General features: G+C 58.0%; 13 protein-coding genes. 10 read left to right on the top strand and 3 right to left on the bottom strand.

The features are described 5' to 3' along the window. Positions 1 to 11: 11 nt before the first annotated feature. Together ACOTZP_RS10565 and ACOTZP_RS10560 are read left to right on the top strand one after the other, a co-directional pair. The gene (locus tag ACOTZP_RS10565; RefSeq protein ID WP_271074930.1) at positions 12 to 1,001 is read left to right on the top strand and encodes a fimbrial protein; all 990 of its coding nucleotides are present in this window, start codon (positions 12 to 14) and stop codon (positions 999 to 1,001) included. A 5-nt stretch (positions 1,002 to 1,006) separates the two neighbouring features. Continuing rightward, complete coding sequence (locus ACOTZP_RS10560; protein ID WP_271074929.1) at positions 1,007 to 1,510, top strand: fimbrial protein; 504 nt, start codon at positions 1,007 to 1,009, stop codon at positions 1,508 to 1,510. On the opposite strand, the gene dinG is transcribed toward ACOTZP_RS10560, so the two are convergent. Together dinG and rhlE are read right to left on the bottom strand one after the other, a co-directional pair. Next, complete coding sequence (gene dinG, locus ACOTZP_RS10555) at positions 1,497 to 3,674, bottom strand: ATP-dependent DNA helicase DinG (protein ID WP_038415719.1); 2,178 nt, start codon at positions 3,672 to 3,674, stop codon at positions 1,497 to 1,499. The genes ACOTZP_RS10560 and dinG overlap by 14 nt on opposite strands. Before the next feature lie 97 nt (positions 3,675 to 3,771). Then, the gene (gene rhlE / locus ACOTZP_RS10550) at positions 3,772 to 5,154 is read right to left on the bottom strand and encodes an ATP-dependent RNA helicase RhlE (RefSeq protein WP_017693771.1); all 1,383 of its coding nucleotides are present in this window, start codon (positions 5,152 to 5,154) and stop codon (positions 3,772 to 3,774) included. Positions 5,155 to 5,358: 204 nt separating this feature from the next. Here rhlE and cecR point away from each other — a divergent pair, with 204 nt between their 5' ends. From cecR to ACOTZP_RS10525, 5 genes are read left to right on the top strand one after another with little or no spacing between them, the layout of a single operon-like run. Next, positions 5,359 to 6,036, top strand: coding sequence for a transcriptional regulator CecR (cecR, locus tag ACOTZP_RS10545; RefSeq protein ID WP_271074928.1), 678 nt, complete (start codon positions 5,359 to 5,361; stop codon positions 6,034 to 6,036). Beyond that, on the top strand, positions 6,033 to 7,028 hold the full coding sequence (gene hlyD / locus ACOTZP_RS10540) for a secretion protein HlyD (protein WP_038415716.1): 996 nt from the start codon (positions 6,033 to 6,035) through the stop codon (positions 7,026 to 7,028). The genes cecR and hlyD overlap by 4 nt, the downstream gene beginning before the upstream one ends. Next, positions 7,021 to 8,760, top strand: a complete 1,740-nt coding sequence (locus tag ACOTZP_RS10535) for an ATP-binding cassette domain-containing protein (protein ID WP_022647508.1) — start codon at positions 7,021 to 7,023, stop codon at positions 8,758 to 8,760. Before hlyD ends, ACOTZP_RS10535 begins: the two co-directional genes overlap by 8 nt. After that, positions 8,750 to 9,883, top strand: a complete 1,134-nt coding sequence (locus tag ACOTZP_RS10530; protein ID WP_022647507.1) for an ABC transporter permease — start codon at positions 8,750 to 8,752, stop codon at positions 9,881 to 9,883. The genes ACOTZP_RS10535 and ACOTZP_RS10530 overlap by 11 nt, the downstream gene beginning before the upstream one ends. 57 nt (positions 9,884 to 9,940) lie before the next feature. Then, the gene (locus ACOTZP_RS10525) at positions 9,941 to 11,047 is read left to right on the top strand and encodes an ABC transporter permease (protein WP_022647506.1); all 1,107 of its coding nucleotides are present in this window, start codon (positions 9,941 to 9,943) and stop codon (positions 11,045 to 11,047) included. On the opposite strand, the gene ACOTZP_RS10520 is transcribed toward ACOTZP_RS10525, so the two are convergent. Further along, on the bottom strand, positions 11,009 to 11,419 hold the full coding sequence (locus ACOTZP_RS10520) for a YbhQ family protein (protein WP_003858499.1): 411 nt from the start codon (positions 11,417 to 11,419) through the stop codon (positions 11,009 to 11,011). The genes ACOTZP_RS10525 and ACOTZP_RS10520 overlap by 39 nt on opposite strands. A gap of 133 nt (positions 11,420 to 11,552) precedes the next feature. Between ACOTZP_RS10520 and ACOTZP_RS10515 the strand changes: the two genes are divergently transcribed. The 3 genes from ACOTZP_RS10515 to ACOTZP_RS10505 are packed head-to-tail and all read left to right on the top strand — an operon-like array spanning position 11,553 to position 14,511. Continuing rightward, positions 11,553 to 12,314, top strand: coding sequence for an endonuclease/exonuclease/phosphatase family protein (locus ACOTZP_RS10515; protein ID WP_232934294.1), 762 nt, complete (start codon positions 11,553 to 11,555; stop codon positions 12,312 to 12,314). Then, on the top strand, positions 12,311 to 13,549 hold the full coding sequence (gene clsB, locus ACOTZP_RS10510; protein ID WP_022647504.1) for a cardiolipin synthase ClsB: 1,239 nt from the start codon (positions 12,311 to 12,313) through the stop codon (positions 13,547 to 13,549). The genes ACOTZP_RS10515 and clsB overlap by 4 nt, the downstream gene beginning before the upstream one ends. After that, on the top strand, positions 13,549 to 14,511 hold the full coding sequence (locus tag ACOTZP_RS10505; protein WP_023299637.1) for a lysylphosphatidylglycerol synthase domain-containing protein: 963 nt from the start codon (positions 13,549 to 13,551) through the stop codon (positions 14,509 to 14,511). Before clsB ends, ACOTZP_RS10505 begins: the two co-directional genes overlap by 1 nt. The last annotated feature ends 172 nt before the right edge of the window (positions 14,512 to 14,683 follow it).

The following is a 14,683-nucleotide window of genomic DNA, read 5'->3' as shown; positions in this document are numbered from 1 at the left end:
GGCAAAACATTATGCAAATGATTAAACAGTGCTTTTTCTTACTGATTCTGGGAACCGCTGCGTTATTCATGCCGCATGCGAAGGCGACCTGCACCACGCCGGATCTCCCCAAAATGATCAACGTGGCATCCATTTCTGTCCCGACGACGCTGGCAGTTGGCGCAACTATCCTGGGTACAGAGCAGAGCGTTCATGTTGCCGGGCATTGCGATCAGAGTACCGACAGCGGCCTGGAGATTGTCTCCTGCTACTACGGCACCGGAACGGAAATGCCAGGGCTCAGGGGGGTATACGAATCCGGTGTGCCGGGGATTGGCGTAGCATTGATGAATGATCACGGGCAGCGAATTAGCGGCGCTGGCGGCGTGCAGTGCGATTCACGTGGAACGCCTGTTGGCTACGTCTCTACCGATGGAACACAGACTTTTAGCTTTGAAATAACGCTTGAGCTGGTTAAAACGAGTGACACCGTGACATCCGGTACGCTGGTGCAGTCTCAAACCGAATTTGGCATTGGCGTTTTCGGCCATGAAGGGATCGGCAACCCTAACCACATCGCCTATGCAGGTAATGTTATTCTTCATCAGGTCACCTGCTCCGTTTTACCGAAAAATCTCACCGTTAATTTGGGCGATTTTCCCGTCAGTGATTTCATCAGCGTAGGTTTTTTATCCAGCCCTGCTCAAAAATTTAATATCACCGTCAACTGTGACACAACCGTACAGCCTGAGCTAAAAATCACCAGCGCGAATGGATATGACACAGCATTTGAGGGGGTGATCAAACTCACGCAGCAGACCGGCATGGCTACAGGCGTCGGAGTAAGAATGCTATTTGATGACCATCTCGCCACCTTCGGTACCTATGTAAGTACCCAAAATCAGGCCATAGCCAACGAAACGCTGGTGATCCCGTTTGAGGTTCGCTACGAGCAGGTCAGCAATGTAGTCACCCCCGGGCCAGCCAATACTGTGGCAACCATCACCCTCGCTTATAAGTGAACGTCATGAAAAAAACCGCATTGATTCTCGCGCTGGGGCTGATCGCCCAGGCCCACGCCGATGATATACAGATCCAGATGACGGGTAACATTTACGCCAACACGTGCGTCATTGACAGTGCCAGCCGCAACCTGACGGTGGACTTAGGCCAGGCGGCATCGGGTAGTTTTAAAGACGTGGGCGATACCGGCGAGTGGAAGGTCTTTTCCCTTTCGGTGTCGCACTGCCCGGCCACGCTGGCGCTTGCCACAGCCTTTTTCTACGGTCAGGCCGACAGCACCCATCCCACCAAATTTGCCAATCTCGGTAGCGCAAAGGGGCTGGCACTGGAGCTGGCAGATCGTCAGGACAAGATACTGATTGCCCCGCAGGCCGCCTTTAACGCTGCCATAAACCCGTCAGACCACACGGCCACGTTCCCGCTGGCCGCACGCTATTACGCCACCTCGATGCCCATCTCTGCCGGCACGTTCAGCAGCGTGATCCAGGTGACCTTCACTTACCAGTAGGACCGCGCCCCTTAGCACGGAAGCTTTTTCGACGCCCGGCAGCCAGTTTTGTCGGGCGTTTTTTTACTTCCGGCACGTCCGGCTGCTCAATCGGGAAGATCGGCAGCGCATTCAGCAGCCGCTGGCCGTAGTTTTTGGTGAGCAGTCGTTTGTCATAAATCACCACCTCGCCCCAGCAGCCGTGGCTACGGATCAAGCGCCCGACCTGCTGAATCAGGTTAAACGACGCTGCAGGCAGGCTTTGCACTTCAAACGGATAACGGTTAAGGCTTTTCAGCCATTCGCCTTCGGTGATCACCACCGGGCTGTCGATGGGCGGGAAGGCGATTTTATGGATATGCACCTGCGTCAGGTAGTCGCCTTTCAAATCAAGCCCTTCCGCAAAGGACTGTAACCCCACCAGCACGCTGCGCTCGCCGTTATCAATGCGTTTACGGTGGGTTTCCACCAGCCGATAGCGCGGCTGATCGCCCTGCACCAGCAGGAGTAAGCGCAGATCGGTGACGTGCTCCAGGAAGCGTTGCATCGCCCGACCGCTGGCAAACAGCACCAGCATACCGGGGTATTTTTTACTCTCAACCTGCTCGCGGAAGTAGGCCGCCATTTCCGCAATATGCTGCTCTTCGTTATCGATAAGCGGCTCATAATTCATGCGCGGAATGACCAGCTTTCCCTGCTCACAGTGGTTGAACGGCGAGTCCAGGGCCACAAAGCGGTCGCCGGCTTTCTCTTTCAGGCCGCTCATCTCCTGCAACCTTGAGAAGCTGTTCAGGGAACGCAGAGTCGCTGACGTCACTACCACGTGCGGAACGCTGCGCCAGATCAGCTTTTCCAGCTGATCGGCCACGCGGATGCCCACGCAGTGGAAGAAGAGATGTCCCTGCCCGTCTCGTACTTCGCGGGTGGCCCACTTAGTCACCGGCGCGCCGGACGCCTGCGCCATCGAAGCCAGCCGCCAGAGTTTGCTCTGCGCTTCAAACATCCCCAGCGCACGATTCATTTGCAGCAGAATGCGGTGCAAACGCACCACGTCGTGAGTACCGGTTTTCTCGCTGAGATCGTTTAAGAACATCTCCGCCAGCCCGCGCAGCTTTTCCAGGTGCTTCGCCAGCTGCTGGCAAATCTCCATCACTTCCTGCGGCAACTCACCCATCGCAAAGCGGTGTTCCGCCTCCTGAGTGGCGGGGAGATACAGGTTAAGAATATTATTCAGCGAGGCGATGAGGCTGTACACCTCTTCACAGTGCTCGCTCAACCGCTCCGGAACCGCCAGCGGCGGCGTGGTTTTCGGACGGAACTGCTCCATGCAGGTTGCCACCAGTTTGCAGAACAGATCCAGTTGCAGGCGAAACCACGGGGCGGTAATTTCCGCGCTCATCTCCAGCGCATCTCGCGCCACATCGGGCAGATGATGGCCTTCATCGAGCACCAGCAGCAGGTTTTTGGGCTCCGGCAGGACCGCTTCACTCTCCAGTGCAGCCATGACCAGCGCGTGGTTGGCGACAACCACCTCCGCTTCCTGAATCTCACGCCGGGCGACAAAGAACGGGCACTCGCGATAGTAGTGACAGTTACGGTTCAGGCAGCTTGCTTTATCGGTGCTGAGCCTGCGCCACAGGTCGTCGCCGATCGCCTGGTTGGTGTGATCCCGCAGGCCGTCCCACTTGTAACCGTCGAGATCGGCCTTCAGCTTTGCGCACTGCTCCTGCTCCGCCTTATTGTTTGGCGTCAGCTCGTCATCAAGAAACGCGAGCAGATCCTGTTGGGAGGGTTCACTGCTGGCCAGTGCCGCCAGATTGCGCGGACAGACGTAGCGCCCGCGACCAAAGGCGGCGGTAAACCGTAAATCGGGGATAATTTTGCGCAGCAGCGGCAAATCTTTGCTGAAGATCTGATCCTGCAAGGCCACGTTAGCGGTACTGACCACCAGCGTTTTATCTTCTTCCCGCGCGATGGCAATGCCAGGAATAAGATACGACAGGGTTTTCCCGACGCCGGTCGGGGCTTCAATCGCCAGATGTCGCCCGTCGTCCCCGGCGAGCGTTTTTGCCACGTCGGCAATCATCTGCCGCTGCGGGGCTCGGGGGATAAAATCGGGGATCTGCTGTTGTAGCGCCTTATACCATGCGCCAATTTGCGCTTTGAGCGCAGCGGTTAAAGCCATCGGAAAACCTGAAACACTGTATAAACAGCCACTATTGTGGCACTTTCTCTCCGCTGCCGCAAAAAGAAAAGCCCGGCTTTACGACCGGGCTTCCAGATTACTGCGGGTTAGCAGGCTTACGCGGGCGGCGTCGGCGCTGTCCCTCGCCTGCCGGTTTCCCTTCGCCGCTACGCCATGGGTTTTCACCGGCCGGTTTGCTGTCGTTATTACGACGCGGCGGTTTGCCCGAAGATTTCGGCGCGCCGCCTTCGGCACGACGCGGCTGCTGACCGCGACCACCGCCGCCCTGACCGCGCCCGCCACCCTGACGACCGTTCTGAATTGGCTCGGCTTTGATTGACGGGTCAACTTCATAGCCCGGGGTTTCAATGCGCGGGATCTCTTTCTTCAGCAGGCGTTCGATGTCGCGCAGCAGCTTGTGCTCATCCACGCAAACCAGAGAGAGCGCTTCCCCGGTTGCCGCCGCGCGTCCGGTACGGCCGATACGGTGAACGTAATCTTCCGGCACGTTTGGCAGCTCGTAGTTCACCACGTGCGGCAGCTCTTCGATATCCAGACCGCGTGCGGCGATGTCGGTTGCCACCAGCACGCGTATGTCGCCGGACTTGAAGTCTGCCAGCGCGCGGGTACGCGCGCCCTGGCTCTTGTTGCCGTGAATGGCCGCGCTGCGGATGCCATCTTTATTCAGCTGTTCCGCCAGGTGATTGGCGCCGTGCTTGGTGCGGGTAAACACCAGCACCTGCTGCCAGTTGCCCTGGCCGATCATCTGGGAGAGCAGTTCCCGCTTGCGCTTCTTATCTACAAAGTGCACGTGCTGCGTCACCTGCTCGGAGGCGGTGTTGCGGCGCGCGACTTCCACTTCCAGCGGGTTATGCAGCAGCTTTTCCGCCAGCGCCTTGATCTCGTCGGAGAAGGTCGCGGAGAAGAGCAGGTTCTGACGACGCGTCGGCAGCTTCGCCAGCACGCGACGAATGTCGTGGATGAAGCCCATGTCCAGCATACGGTCGGCTTCGTCCAGCACCAGAATTTCGATGTTATCGAGCTTCACCGCGTTCTGGTGTTCCAGATCCAGCAGACGCCCCGGGGTTGCCACCAGCACGTCCACGCCGCCGCGCAGCTTCATCATCTGCGGGTTAATGCTTACCCCGCCGAAAACTACCAGCGAACGAATGTTGAGATAGCGGCTGTATTCACGCACGTTCTCACCAATCTGGGCCGCCAGCTCGCGGGTTGGGGTGAGGATCAGCGCACGCACCGGACGACGGCCTTTGGCGTGTGGCTGGTTTTTTACCAGCAGCTCCAGCAGCGGCAGGGTAAAGCCCGCGGTCTTACCGGTACCGGTCTGCGCGCTTGCCATCAGGTCACGGCCCTGCAAAACGGCCGGGATAGCCTGCTGCTGAATAGGGGTTGGCTCAACGTAGCCCTGCTCTGCGATGGCGCGCAGAATTTCCGGGTTCAGACCAAGGGAATCAAAAGACATAAAAACTCCGAACCGCCCCGACCATCACAGGTGTAGTTTTCAGGGAGATATAACGAATAGAAGGACAAAAACCACAATGTCGCGAAGGAGCGGAGTGTAGCAGCTTTTGTGACGTGGCGCATAAAATATCCCCGGCGATGACTCGACGTTTGCGCAAATCAGGCATAATCTTAATCAATCGATTGATTAATTTTTAATGCTGCTATGAATACAACCCCAACGACAACCAAAGGCGAACAGGCGAAAAGTCAGCTTATCGCCGCCGCGCTGGCGCAGTTTGGCGAGTATGGTCTGCATGCCACCACGCGGGATATCGCCGCGCAGGCCGGGCAGAATATTGCGGCCATTACCTACTATTTTGGCTCAAAAGAGGATCTATACCTCGCCTGCGCCCAGTGGACCGCGGATTTTATCGGCACCAGCTTTCGCCCGCACGTGGAAGAAGCCAACACGCTGTTCAGCCAGCCAGAGCCGGACCGGGTTGCCATCCGCCAGCTGATCCTTAACGCCTGTCACAACATGATCCGCCTGCTGACGCACGACGATACGCTGAACCTGAGCAAATTTATCTCCCGCGAGCAGCTCTCCCCCACTGCCGCGTACCAGCTGGTGCACGATCAGGTGATCGCCCCGATGCATAGCCATCTGACCCGGCTGATTGCCGCCTATACCGGACGGAACGCCAGCGATACGGACACCATTTTGCATACCCACGCCCTGCTGGGCGAAGTGCTCGCCTTCCGTCTGGGGCGTGAGACCATCCTGTTACGTACGGGCTGGACACAATTCGATGAGGATAAAGCCGCGCAAATTAGCCAGGTCATTACCTGTCACGTTGATCTGATCCTGCAAGGCTTAACGCAAAGGAGCCAGAAGTCATGAAAAAACCTGTCGCCATTATTCTGGTGGTTGTTGTCTTGCTTGCTGCGGGAACAGGCGGCTGGCTGTGGTATCAGAGCCAGCAGGATCGTGGCCTGACGCTGTACGGCAACGTGGATATCCGCACCGTGAACATGAGCTTCCGCGTCGGCGGACGGCTGGCCTCGCTGAGCGTTGACGAAGGCGATGCCATCAAAACCGGGCAGACGCTGGGGATGCTGGACAAAGCCCCGTTTGAAAACGCGTTGATGCAGGCAAAAGCGGGCGTCGCCGTCGCACAGGCGCAGTACGACCTGATGCTGGCGGGCTATCGTGATGAAGAGATCGCCCAGGCGGCCGCTGCCGTTAAGCAGGCAAAAGCCGCCTATGACTATGCGCAGAATTTCTATAACCGTCAGCAAGGCTTATGGAAAAGCCGCACTATTTCCGCCAACGACCTGGAAAATGCGCGCTCATCCCGCGACCAGGCGCAGGCGACGCTGAAATCTGCCCAGGATAAGTTAAGCCAGTACCGCACCGGTAACCGCGCGCAGGACATTGCCCAAGCGAAGGCCAGCCTTGAGCAGGCGCAGGCGCAGTTAGCCCAGGCGGAGCTGGATCTGCACGACACCACGTTAATCGCCCCGTCTGACGGTACGCTGATGACCCGCGCCGTGGAGCCGGGCAGCATGCTCAGCGCGGGCAGCACCGTGTTAACGCTCTCCTTAACCCGTCCGGTGTGGGTGCGCGCTTACATTGATGAGCCGAATCTTGGCCAGATGCAGCCGGGCCGCGAACTGCTGCTCTACACCGATGGTCGCCCGGACAAGCCGTATCACGGCAAAGTGGGCTTCGTCTCCCCAACGGCCGAGTTCACGCCAAAAACCGTTGAAACCCCGGATCTGCGTACCGACCTGGTGTATCGCCTGCGCATCATCGTCACCGATGCGGACAACGCGCTGCGTCAGGGCATGCCTGTTACCGTGACCTTAAACGACGGGGAACAACATGAATGATGCGGTTATCCAGCTCAATAATCTGGTCAAACGCTTCCCGGGAATGGCTAAACCGGCGGTCGCGCCGCTGAACTGTACGATTCAGAAAGGCTATGTGACCGGGCTGGTGGGGCCGGACGGCGCGGGTAAAACCACGCTGATGCGGATGCTGGCGGGATTGCTGAAGCCGGATGAAGGCAGCGCCAGCGTGCTTGGCCTCGATCCCATCAAAGACGACGCGGCGCTCCACGGCATACTCGGCTATATGCCGCAGAAGTTTGGTCTGTATGAAGATCTGACGGTAATGGAAAACCTCAACCTGTATGCCGATCTGCGCAGCGTTACCGGCGAAACCCGGCAGAAAACCTTCGAGCGTCTGCTGGCGTTTACCTCCCTCGGCCCGTTCACCGATCGGCTGGCGGGCAAACTTTCCGGCGGGATGAAGCAGAAGCTGGGGCTGGCCTGCACGCTGGTGGGCGAACCGAAGGTGCTATTGCTGGATGAACCCGGCGTCGGCGTGGACCCGATTTCCCGCCGCGAGCTGTGGCAGATGGTGCACGAGCTGGCGGGTGACGGCATGTTGATCCTCTGGAGTACCTCTTACCTTGATGAAGCAGAGCAGTGCCGCGACGTGCTGCTGATGAATGAAGGCGAACTGCTCTATCAGGGCGAACCCACCGAGCTGACGCAAACCATGGCCGGGCGCAGTTTTCTGCTACACAGCGCGCAGGAATCCAACCGCAAGCTGCTGCAACGGGTGCTGAAGCTGCCCCAGGTGAGCGACGGGATGATTCAGGGCCGTTCGGTGCGCGTGATCCTCAAAAAAGAGGCCACCGCCGACGATATCCGGCGTGCGCAGGGGATGCCTGAAATCGACATGACAGAGACCGCGCCGCGCTTTGAAGATGCGTTTATCGATCTGCTGGGCGGGGCGGGAACCTCAGAATCACCGCTTGGCGCCATTCTGCACACGGTGGAAGGCACGCCGGGCGAAACGGTCATTGAAGCGAAATCGCTCACCAAAAAATTTGGCGATTTCGCCGCCACCGATAACGTCAATTTTGCCGTGAAGCGCGGCGAGATATTTGGCCTGCTCGGGCCGAACGGTGCGGGGAAATCCACCACCTTTAAAATGATGTGCGGCCTGCTGGTACCGACCTCAGGCAAAGCGCTGGTGCTGAACATGGATCTCAAAGTCAGCTCCGGCAAGGCGCGCCAGCACCTGGGCTATATGGCGCAGAAGTTTTCGCTCTACGGCAACCTGACGGTGGAGCAAAATCTGCGATTTTTCTCCGGCGTCTACGGCCTGCGGGGACGGGCGCAGAACGAGAAGATCGGCCGCATGTGCGACGCCTTTGGCCTGACCGATATCGCCTCACACGCTACCGACGCGCTGCCGCTTGGCTTCAAACAGCGGCTGGCGCTGGCCTGTTCGTTGATGCACGAGCCCGACATCCTCTTTCTTGATGAACCTACGTCAGGCGTGGACCCCCTCACCCGCCGTGAATTCTGGTTGCATATCAATAGCATGGTGGAAAAAGGCGTGACCGTGATGGTCACCACCCACTTTATGGACGAGGCAGAGTACTGCGACCGCATCGGGCTGGTCTATCGCGGCAAGCTGATTGCCCACGGCACGCCGGACGACCTGAAAGCGCAGGCCGCCGACGACGCACAGCCGGACCCAACCATGGAGCAGGCGTTTATCACCCTCATCCACGACTGGGATAAGGAGAATCCTCATGCGCAGTAACGCCCTCTCCTGGCGCCGGGTGCGCGCCCTGTGCGTCAAAGAGACGCGGCAGATTGTGCGTGACCCCAGCAGCTGGCTGATTGCGGTGGTGATCCCCCTGCTGCTGCTGTTTATTTTTGGCTACGGGATTAACCTCGATTCCAGCAAGCTGCGGGTTGGGATCCTGCTGGAGCAGCAGAGCGAAGAGGCGCTGGACTTCACCCACGCCATGACCGGCTCGCCCTACATCGATGCCACCATCAGCGACAACCGGCAGGAACTGATCCAGAAAATGCAGGCCGGTAAAATTCGCGGTCTGATCGTCATCCCGGTCGATTTCGCCGCCAACATGGCACGCCCGGGCGCCGATGCGCCAATTCAGGTGATCACCGACGGCAGCGAACCGAACACCGCCAACTTCGTGCAGGGCTATGCGGAGGGGATCTGGCAGCTCTGGCAGATGCAGCGCGCCGAAGACCGGGGGGAGAAGTTTGAACCGCTGATTGACGTGCAGACGCGCTACTGGTTTAACCCCGCCGCCATCAGCCAGCATTTTATTATCCCGGGTGCAGTCACTATCATCATGACGGTGATTGGCGCGATCCTCACCTCGCTGGTGATCGCCCGCGAATGGGAGCGCGGCACCATGGAGGCGCTGCTCTCCACCGAAGTGACGCGCGTCGAGCTTTTGCTCTGCAAGCTGATCCCCTACTACTTCCTCGGCATGCTGGCGATGCTGCTCTGTATGCTGGTCTCGGTATTTATTCTTGGCGTGCCGTACCGCGGTTCGCTGGTGGTGCTGTTCTTTATTACCAGCCTGTTTTTACTCAGCACGCTGGGAATGGGGCTGCTGATCTCCACCATCACCCGCAACCAGTTTAACGCCGCGCAGGTGGCGCTTAATGCCGCCTTCCTGCCGTCGATTATGCTCTCCGGCTTTATCTTCCAGATTGACAGTATGCCGGCGGTGATCCGTGCCGTGACCTACATCATTCCGGCACGCTACTTTGTGAGCACCCTGCAAAGCCTGTTTCTGGCGGGGAACATCCCGGTAGTGCTGATTATCAACACCCTGTTTTTGCTGGCGTCGGCGGTGATGTTTATCGGGCTGACGTGGATGAAAACGAAAAGAAGATTAGATTAGCCATCGGATTTTGTAGGTCGGGTAAGCGCAAGCGCCACCCGACAGGAGGACGACGCGATGTTTCACCGTTTATGGACATTGATCCGCAAAGAGCTGCAATCCTTGCTGCGCGAGCCGCAGACCCGCGCCATTCTGGTGCTGCCGGTGCTGCTTCAGGTTGTACTGTTTCCGTTTGCCGCCACGCTGGAGGTCACCAACGCCACCATCGCCATTTACAACGAAGACAATGGCAAGCATTCCGTCGAGCTGACGCAGCGTTTCGCCCGCGCCAAAGCCTTTACCCATGTCCTGCTGCTGCAAAGCCCGCAGGCGATCCAGCCCACCATCGACACGCAGAAAGCATTATTGCTGGTGCGCTTCCCGGCGGATTTCTCCCGCAATCTGGACACCTTCCAGACCGCGCCGATGCAGCTGATCCTCGACGGGCGTAACTCCAACAGCGCCCAGATAGCGGCGAACTATTTGCAGCAGGTAGTGAAGGACTACCAGCAGGAGCTGATGGCGGGCAAACCCAAACCCAACAACAGCGAGCTGGTGGTGCGCAACTGGTACAACCCGAATCTGGACTACAAGTGGTTTGTGGTGCCGTCGTTAATCGCCATGATCACCACTATTGGCGTGATGATTGTCACCTCGCTGTCCGTGGCACGCGAACGTGAGCAAGGTACGCTGGATCAGCTGCTTGTCTCGCCGCTCGCTACATGGCAGATATTTGTCGGCAAGGCGGTGCCGGCACTGATTGTCGCGACGTTCCAGGCCACCATCGTGCTGGGGGTGGGAATATGGGCGTACCAGATCCCGTTTGCCGGATCGCTGGCGCTGTTTTACTTCACGATGGTGATTTACGGCCTGTCGCTGGTGGGGTTTGGGCTGCTGATTTCCGCGCTCTGCTCAACGCAGCAGCAGGCGTTTATCGGGGTGTTTGTCTTTATGATGCCGGCGATTTTGCTTTCAGGGTACGTGTCGCCAGTGGAGAACATGCCGGTGTGGTTACAGGATCTGACATGGATAAACCCAATTCGTCACTTCACGGATATCACCAAGCAAATCTATCTGAAGGATGCGAGTCTGGATATTGTGTGGGGAAGTTTGTGGCCGCTACTGGTCATCGCGGCCACAACGGGCTCAGTGGCCTATGCGATGTTTAGACGAAACATCGCGTAGCTTTTTCTCTTTGGTGAGCAACGACACCACCGCAGGCCCTGCGAGGATAGCCAGACCCGCCAGGGCCAGCAGCAGGTTGTTTTGCAGCACGCGTGACAACAGCCACAGGACGATCATTGCCGCACCAAAATACCAGGTGGTGGTGAGCTCTTCGAGCACATCACCCACTTCACGCCAGCGCGCGTCGTGGTGACGCTGTAAAAACAGCATCGACAGCACGGTCACGCCGTAAACCACACATAACCCTAAGCCGACACGCACCAGCGTGCCGCTCATCCAGCCCATCACCAGTACGGCCACGACCAGTAAATGCAACATTATCTGCCAGCAACTTAAACCGGTTGCGACACGAACGCGTTGTTGCCACTTCATGGCTTCTCTCCTGAAGGATTTTTCTCTGCTAATTCAGACTACCGCACTTTACGGAAAATTCCGTAACGCCGCATCTTTTTGTGACGCCTACTACACTTTATTTTCATCGGGATAGTCACCCAGGAAGGTGTTTATGAGCAAAAGAACGCAGCATTTCTCGCTTAAGGTGCTGACGATAAATATTCATAAGGGCTTCACAGCATTTAACCGCCGCTTCATTTTACCGGAGCTGCGCGACGCGGTACGCACCGTCAGCGCCGATATTGTCTGCCTCCAGGAGGTCATGGGCGCGCACGAAGTGCACCCGATGCATTTCGAAAACTGGCCCGACACGCCCCATTACGAGTTTCTGGCGGATACCATGTGGAGCGATTACGCCTACGGGCGCAATGCGGTCTACCCGGAGGGGCATCACGGTAACGCAGTGCTGTCGCGTTTTCCTATCGAGCATTATGAGAACCGGGACGTCTCCGTTGGCGAGAGCGAAAAACGCGGGTTGTTATACTGCCGCATCACGCCACCGGCGCTCGATTTTCCCATTCATGTGGGCTGCGTTCATCTTGGCCTGCGTGAGGCCCACCGTCAGGCTCAGCTACAGATGCTGGCAGACTGGACCAATGCGCTGCCGGAGGGCGAGCCCGTGGTAGTGGCCGGTGATTTTAACGACTGGCTACAGCGGGCCAACCATCCGCTGAAGGTGAATGCGGGGCTGGAGGAGATTTTTACCCGCTCACGCGGTCGTCCCGCGCGGACGTTTCCGGTGCGCTTCCCCCTGCTGCGCCTTGACCGCATCTACGTAAAAAATGCCCACGCCAGCAGCCCGACGGCGCTGGCTTTACTCAACTGGCGACATCTCTCCGACCATGCCCCACTCAGCGCGGAGATCCACTTATGAAATGCACATGGCAGGAAGGTAACCGTATTACGCTGCTGGAAAATGGCGATAACTTTTATCCGGCGGTCTTTGAGGCGATTAGCCACGCACAGCAGAAAGTCTTTCTGGAAACGTTTATCTGGTTTGAAGACGACGTGGGCAGGCAGTTGCACAGCGCGCTGCTGCAAGCCGCTCGTCGCGGTATAAAAATCGAGGTCCTGCTCGACGGATATGGTTCGCCGGATCTCAGCGACGAATTTGTTAACGAGCTCACCGCCGCAGGGGTGGTATTCCGCTATTACGATCCCGGCCCGCGTCTGTTCGGGATGCGCACCAACCTGTTCCGCCGAATGCACCGCAAAATTGTGGTGGTGGACGAAACGGTGGCCTTCGTGGGCGGCATTAACTACTCCGCCGAGCATATGTCGGATTATGGTCCCGAAGCGAAACAGGACTACGCGATCCGCATTGAGGGACCGGTGGTACAGGACATCCAGCTGTTCGTGCTGGAAAACTTACCCGGCAAAGAGGCCGCACGCCGCTGGTGGCGACGCCGCCATCGCCCGGAAGAGAACCGCAAGCCCGGCGAGGCGCAGGCGCTGTTCGTCTGGCGGGATAACGAGGAGCACCGGGACGATATCGAACGTCACTACCTGAAGATGCTGGCGAACGCGAAGCGCGAGGTGATTATCGCCAACGCCTATTTCTTCCCCGGTTACCGGATTTTGCACGCCATGCGCAACGCGGCCCGACGCGGCGTGAGCGTGAAGCTCATCGTCCAGGGTGAGCCCGATATGCCGATTGTGAAGGTGGGCGCGCGTCTGCTCTATCGCTATCTGGTCAAAAGCGGCGTGCAAATCTATGAATATCGCCGCCGCCCGCTGCACGGCAAAGTGGCCGTGATGGATGACCACTGGGCGACCGTTGGCTCAAGCAACCTCGATCCGCTGAGCTTATCGCTCAATCTGGAAGCGAACCTGATCATCCACGATCGCCAGTTTAATCAGACCCTGCGCGATAACCTTCAGGGTCTGATCAATAAAGACTGCGTGCGTGTGGATGAGTCCATGGTGCCGAAACGCAGCTGGTGGAACGTTGGCATCGGTGTGGTGGTGTTCCACTTCCTGCGCCACTTCCCGGCCATGGTGGGCTGGCTGCCCGCGCATACGCCGAAACTGGCGCTGGTGGATCCGCCAGTGCAACCCGAAATGGAAACCCAGGACCGCGTAGAGGCGGAAGATGGAGGGAAAACCTGATGTCGAAATCTCATCCTCGCTGGCGGCTGGCGAAAAAAATCCTGACCTGGCTGTTCTTCATTGCCGTTGCGGTCCTGCTGGTGGTGTATGCCCAAAAGGTGGACTGGGAAGAGGTGTGGAAGGTTATTCGCAACTACAACCGGACAGTCCTGCTGGGGGCGGTTGGCCTGGTGATTGTGAGCTACCTGATGTACGGCTGCTATGACCTGTTGGGACGCGCCTACTGCGGGCATAAGCTTGCCAAACGGCAGGTTATGCTGGTGTCATTCATCTGCTACGCCTTTAACCTGACGCTGAGCACCTGGGTGGGCGGGATTGGAATGCGCTATCGCCTGTACTCCCGCCTTGGCTTACCGGGCGGCACCATCACGCGTATTTTCTCGCTGAGTATCACCACCAACTGGCTGGGGTATATCCTGCTCGGCGGGGTGATCTTCACCATTGGCGTGGTGCAGCTGCCTGCGCACTGGTACATCGATGAGGCCACCCTGCGCATTCTGGGCATCGTACTGCTGCTGATCATCGCCGCCTACCTTTGGGCCTGCGCCTTTGCCAAACGTCGTCATATGACCATTAAAGGGCAGAAGCTGGTGCTGCCGTCATGGAAGTTTGCCGTCCTGCAAATGGTGGTTTCCAGCGCCAACTGGATGGCGATGGGGGCCATTATCTGGCTGCTGATTGGCGAAGATGTGAATTACTTCTTCGTGCTGGGCGTGCTGCTGGTAAGCAGTATTGCCGGGGTGATTGTGCATATTCCAGCGGGGATCGGCGTACTGGAAGCGGTGTTTATCGCGCTGCTTGCAGGGGAGCATGTGTCTCACGGGACGATTATCGCTGCCCTGCTCGCGTACCGCATGATCTACTATTTCCTGCCGCTGGCGCTGGCAACGATCTGTTATCTGGTGCTGGAGAGTCGGGCGAAGAAGCTGCGCGCGAAGAACGAGAAGGCGATGGCAAAATAAAAGCAAAACGGCAACTTCGTTGCCGTTTTTAGGGTTTGTTCCCTCTCCCTGTGGGCTGAGGGATCCCCAGTAATTTTTTTATGCAGAAGCAATAAAGTTGCTTTCTAAATGACTGAGGGCTGTCAGCGATGCTCTGGTCCGGCTGTAAATCGCTGAGGCGTTTGCCTTCCGG

Source organism: Enterobacter cloacae complex sp. SYL001, assembly GCF_049237025.1.
Classification (GTDB): domain Bacteria; phylum Pseudomonadota; class Gammaproteobacteria; order Enterobacterales; family Enterobacteriaceae; genus Enterobacter; species Enterobacter intestinihominis.
The sequence above is the reverse complement of the archived record's forward strand: the minus strand, read 5'-3'. Positions and strand labels throughout refer to the sequence as shown.

Excerpts from the sequence above, each read along its gene's own strand:
- ACOTZP_RS10535 (WP_022647508.1), top strand. The coding sequence starts at position 7,021 with ATGAATGATGCGGTTATCCAGCTCAATAATCTGGTCAAACGCTTCCCG.
- rhlE (WP_017693771.1), bottom strand. The coding sequence starts at position 5,154 with ATGTCTTTTGATTCCCTTGGTCTGAACCCGGAAATTCTGCGCGCCATC.
- ACOTZP_RS10565 (WP_271074930.1), top strand. The coding sequence starts at position 12 with ATGCAAATGATTAAACAGTGCTTTTTCTTACTGATTCTGGGAACCGCT.
- ACOTZP_RS10525 (WP_022647506.1), top strand. The coding sequence starts at position 9,941 with ATGTTTCACCGTTTATGGACATTGATCCGCAAAGAGCTGCAATCCTTG.
- cecR (WP_271074928.1), top strand. The coding sequence starts at position 5,359 with ATGAATACAACCCCAACGACAACCAAAGGCGAACAGGCGAAAAGTCAG.
- dinG (WP_038415719.1), bottom strand. The coding sequence starts at position 3,674 with ATGGCTTTAACCGCTGCGCTCAAAGCGCAAATTGGCGCATGGTATAAG.
- clsB (WP_022647504.1), top strand. The coding sequence starts at position 12,311 with ATGAAATGCACATGGCAGGAAGGTAACCGTATTACGCTGCTGGAAAAT.
- ACOTZP_RS10560 (WP_271074929.1), top strand. The coding sequence starts at position 1,007 with ATGAAAAAAACCGCATTGATTCTCGCGCTGGGGCTGATCGCCCAGGCC.
- ACOTZP_RS10515 (WP_232934294.1), top strand. The coding sequence starts at position 11,553 with ATGAGCAAAAGAACGCAGCATTTCTCGCTTAAGGTGCTGACGATAAAT.
- ACOTZP_RS10505 (WP_023299637.1), top strand. The coding sequence starts at position 13,549 with ATGTCGAAATCTCATCCTCGCTGGCGGCTGGCGAAAAAAATCCTGACC.
- hlyD (WP_038415716.1), top strand. The coding sequence starts at position 6,033 with ATGAAAAAACCTGTCGCCATTATTCTGGTGGTTGTTGTCTTGCTTGCT.
- ACOTZP_RS10530 (WP_022647507.1), top strand. The coding sequence starts at position 8,750 with ATGCGCAGTAACGCCCTCTCCTGGCGCCGGGTGCGCGCCCTGTGCGTC.
- ACOTZP_RS10520 (WP_003858499.1), bottom strand. The coding sequence starts at position 11,419 with ATGAAGTGGCAACAACGCGTTCGTGTCGCAACCGGTTTAAGTTGCTGG.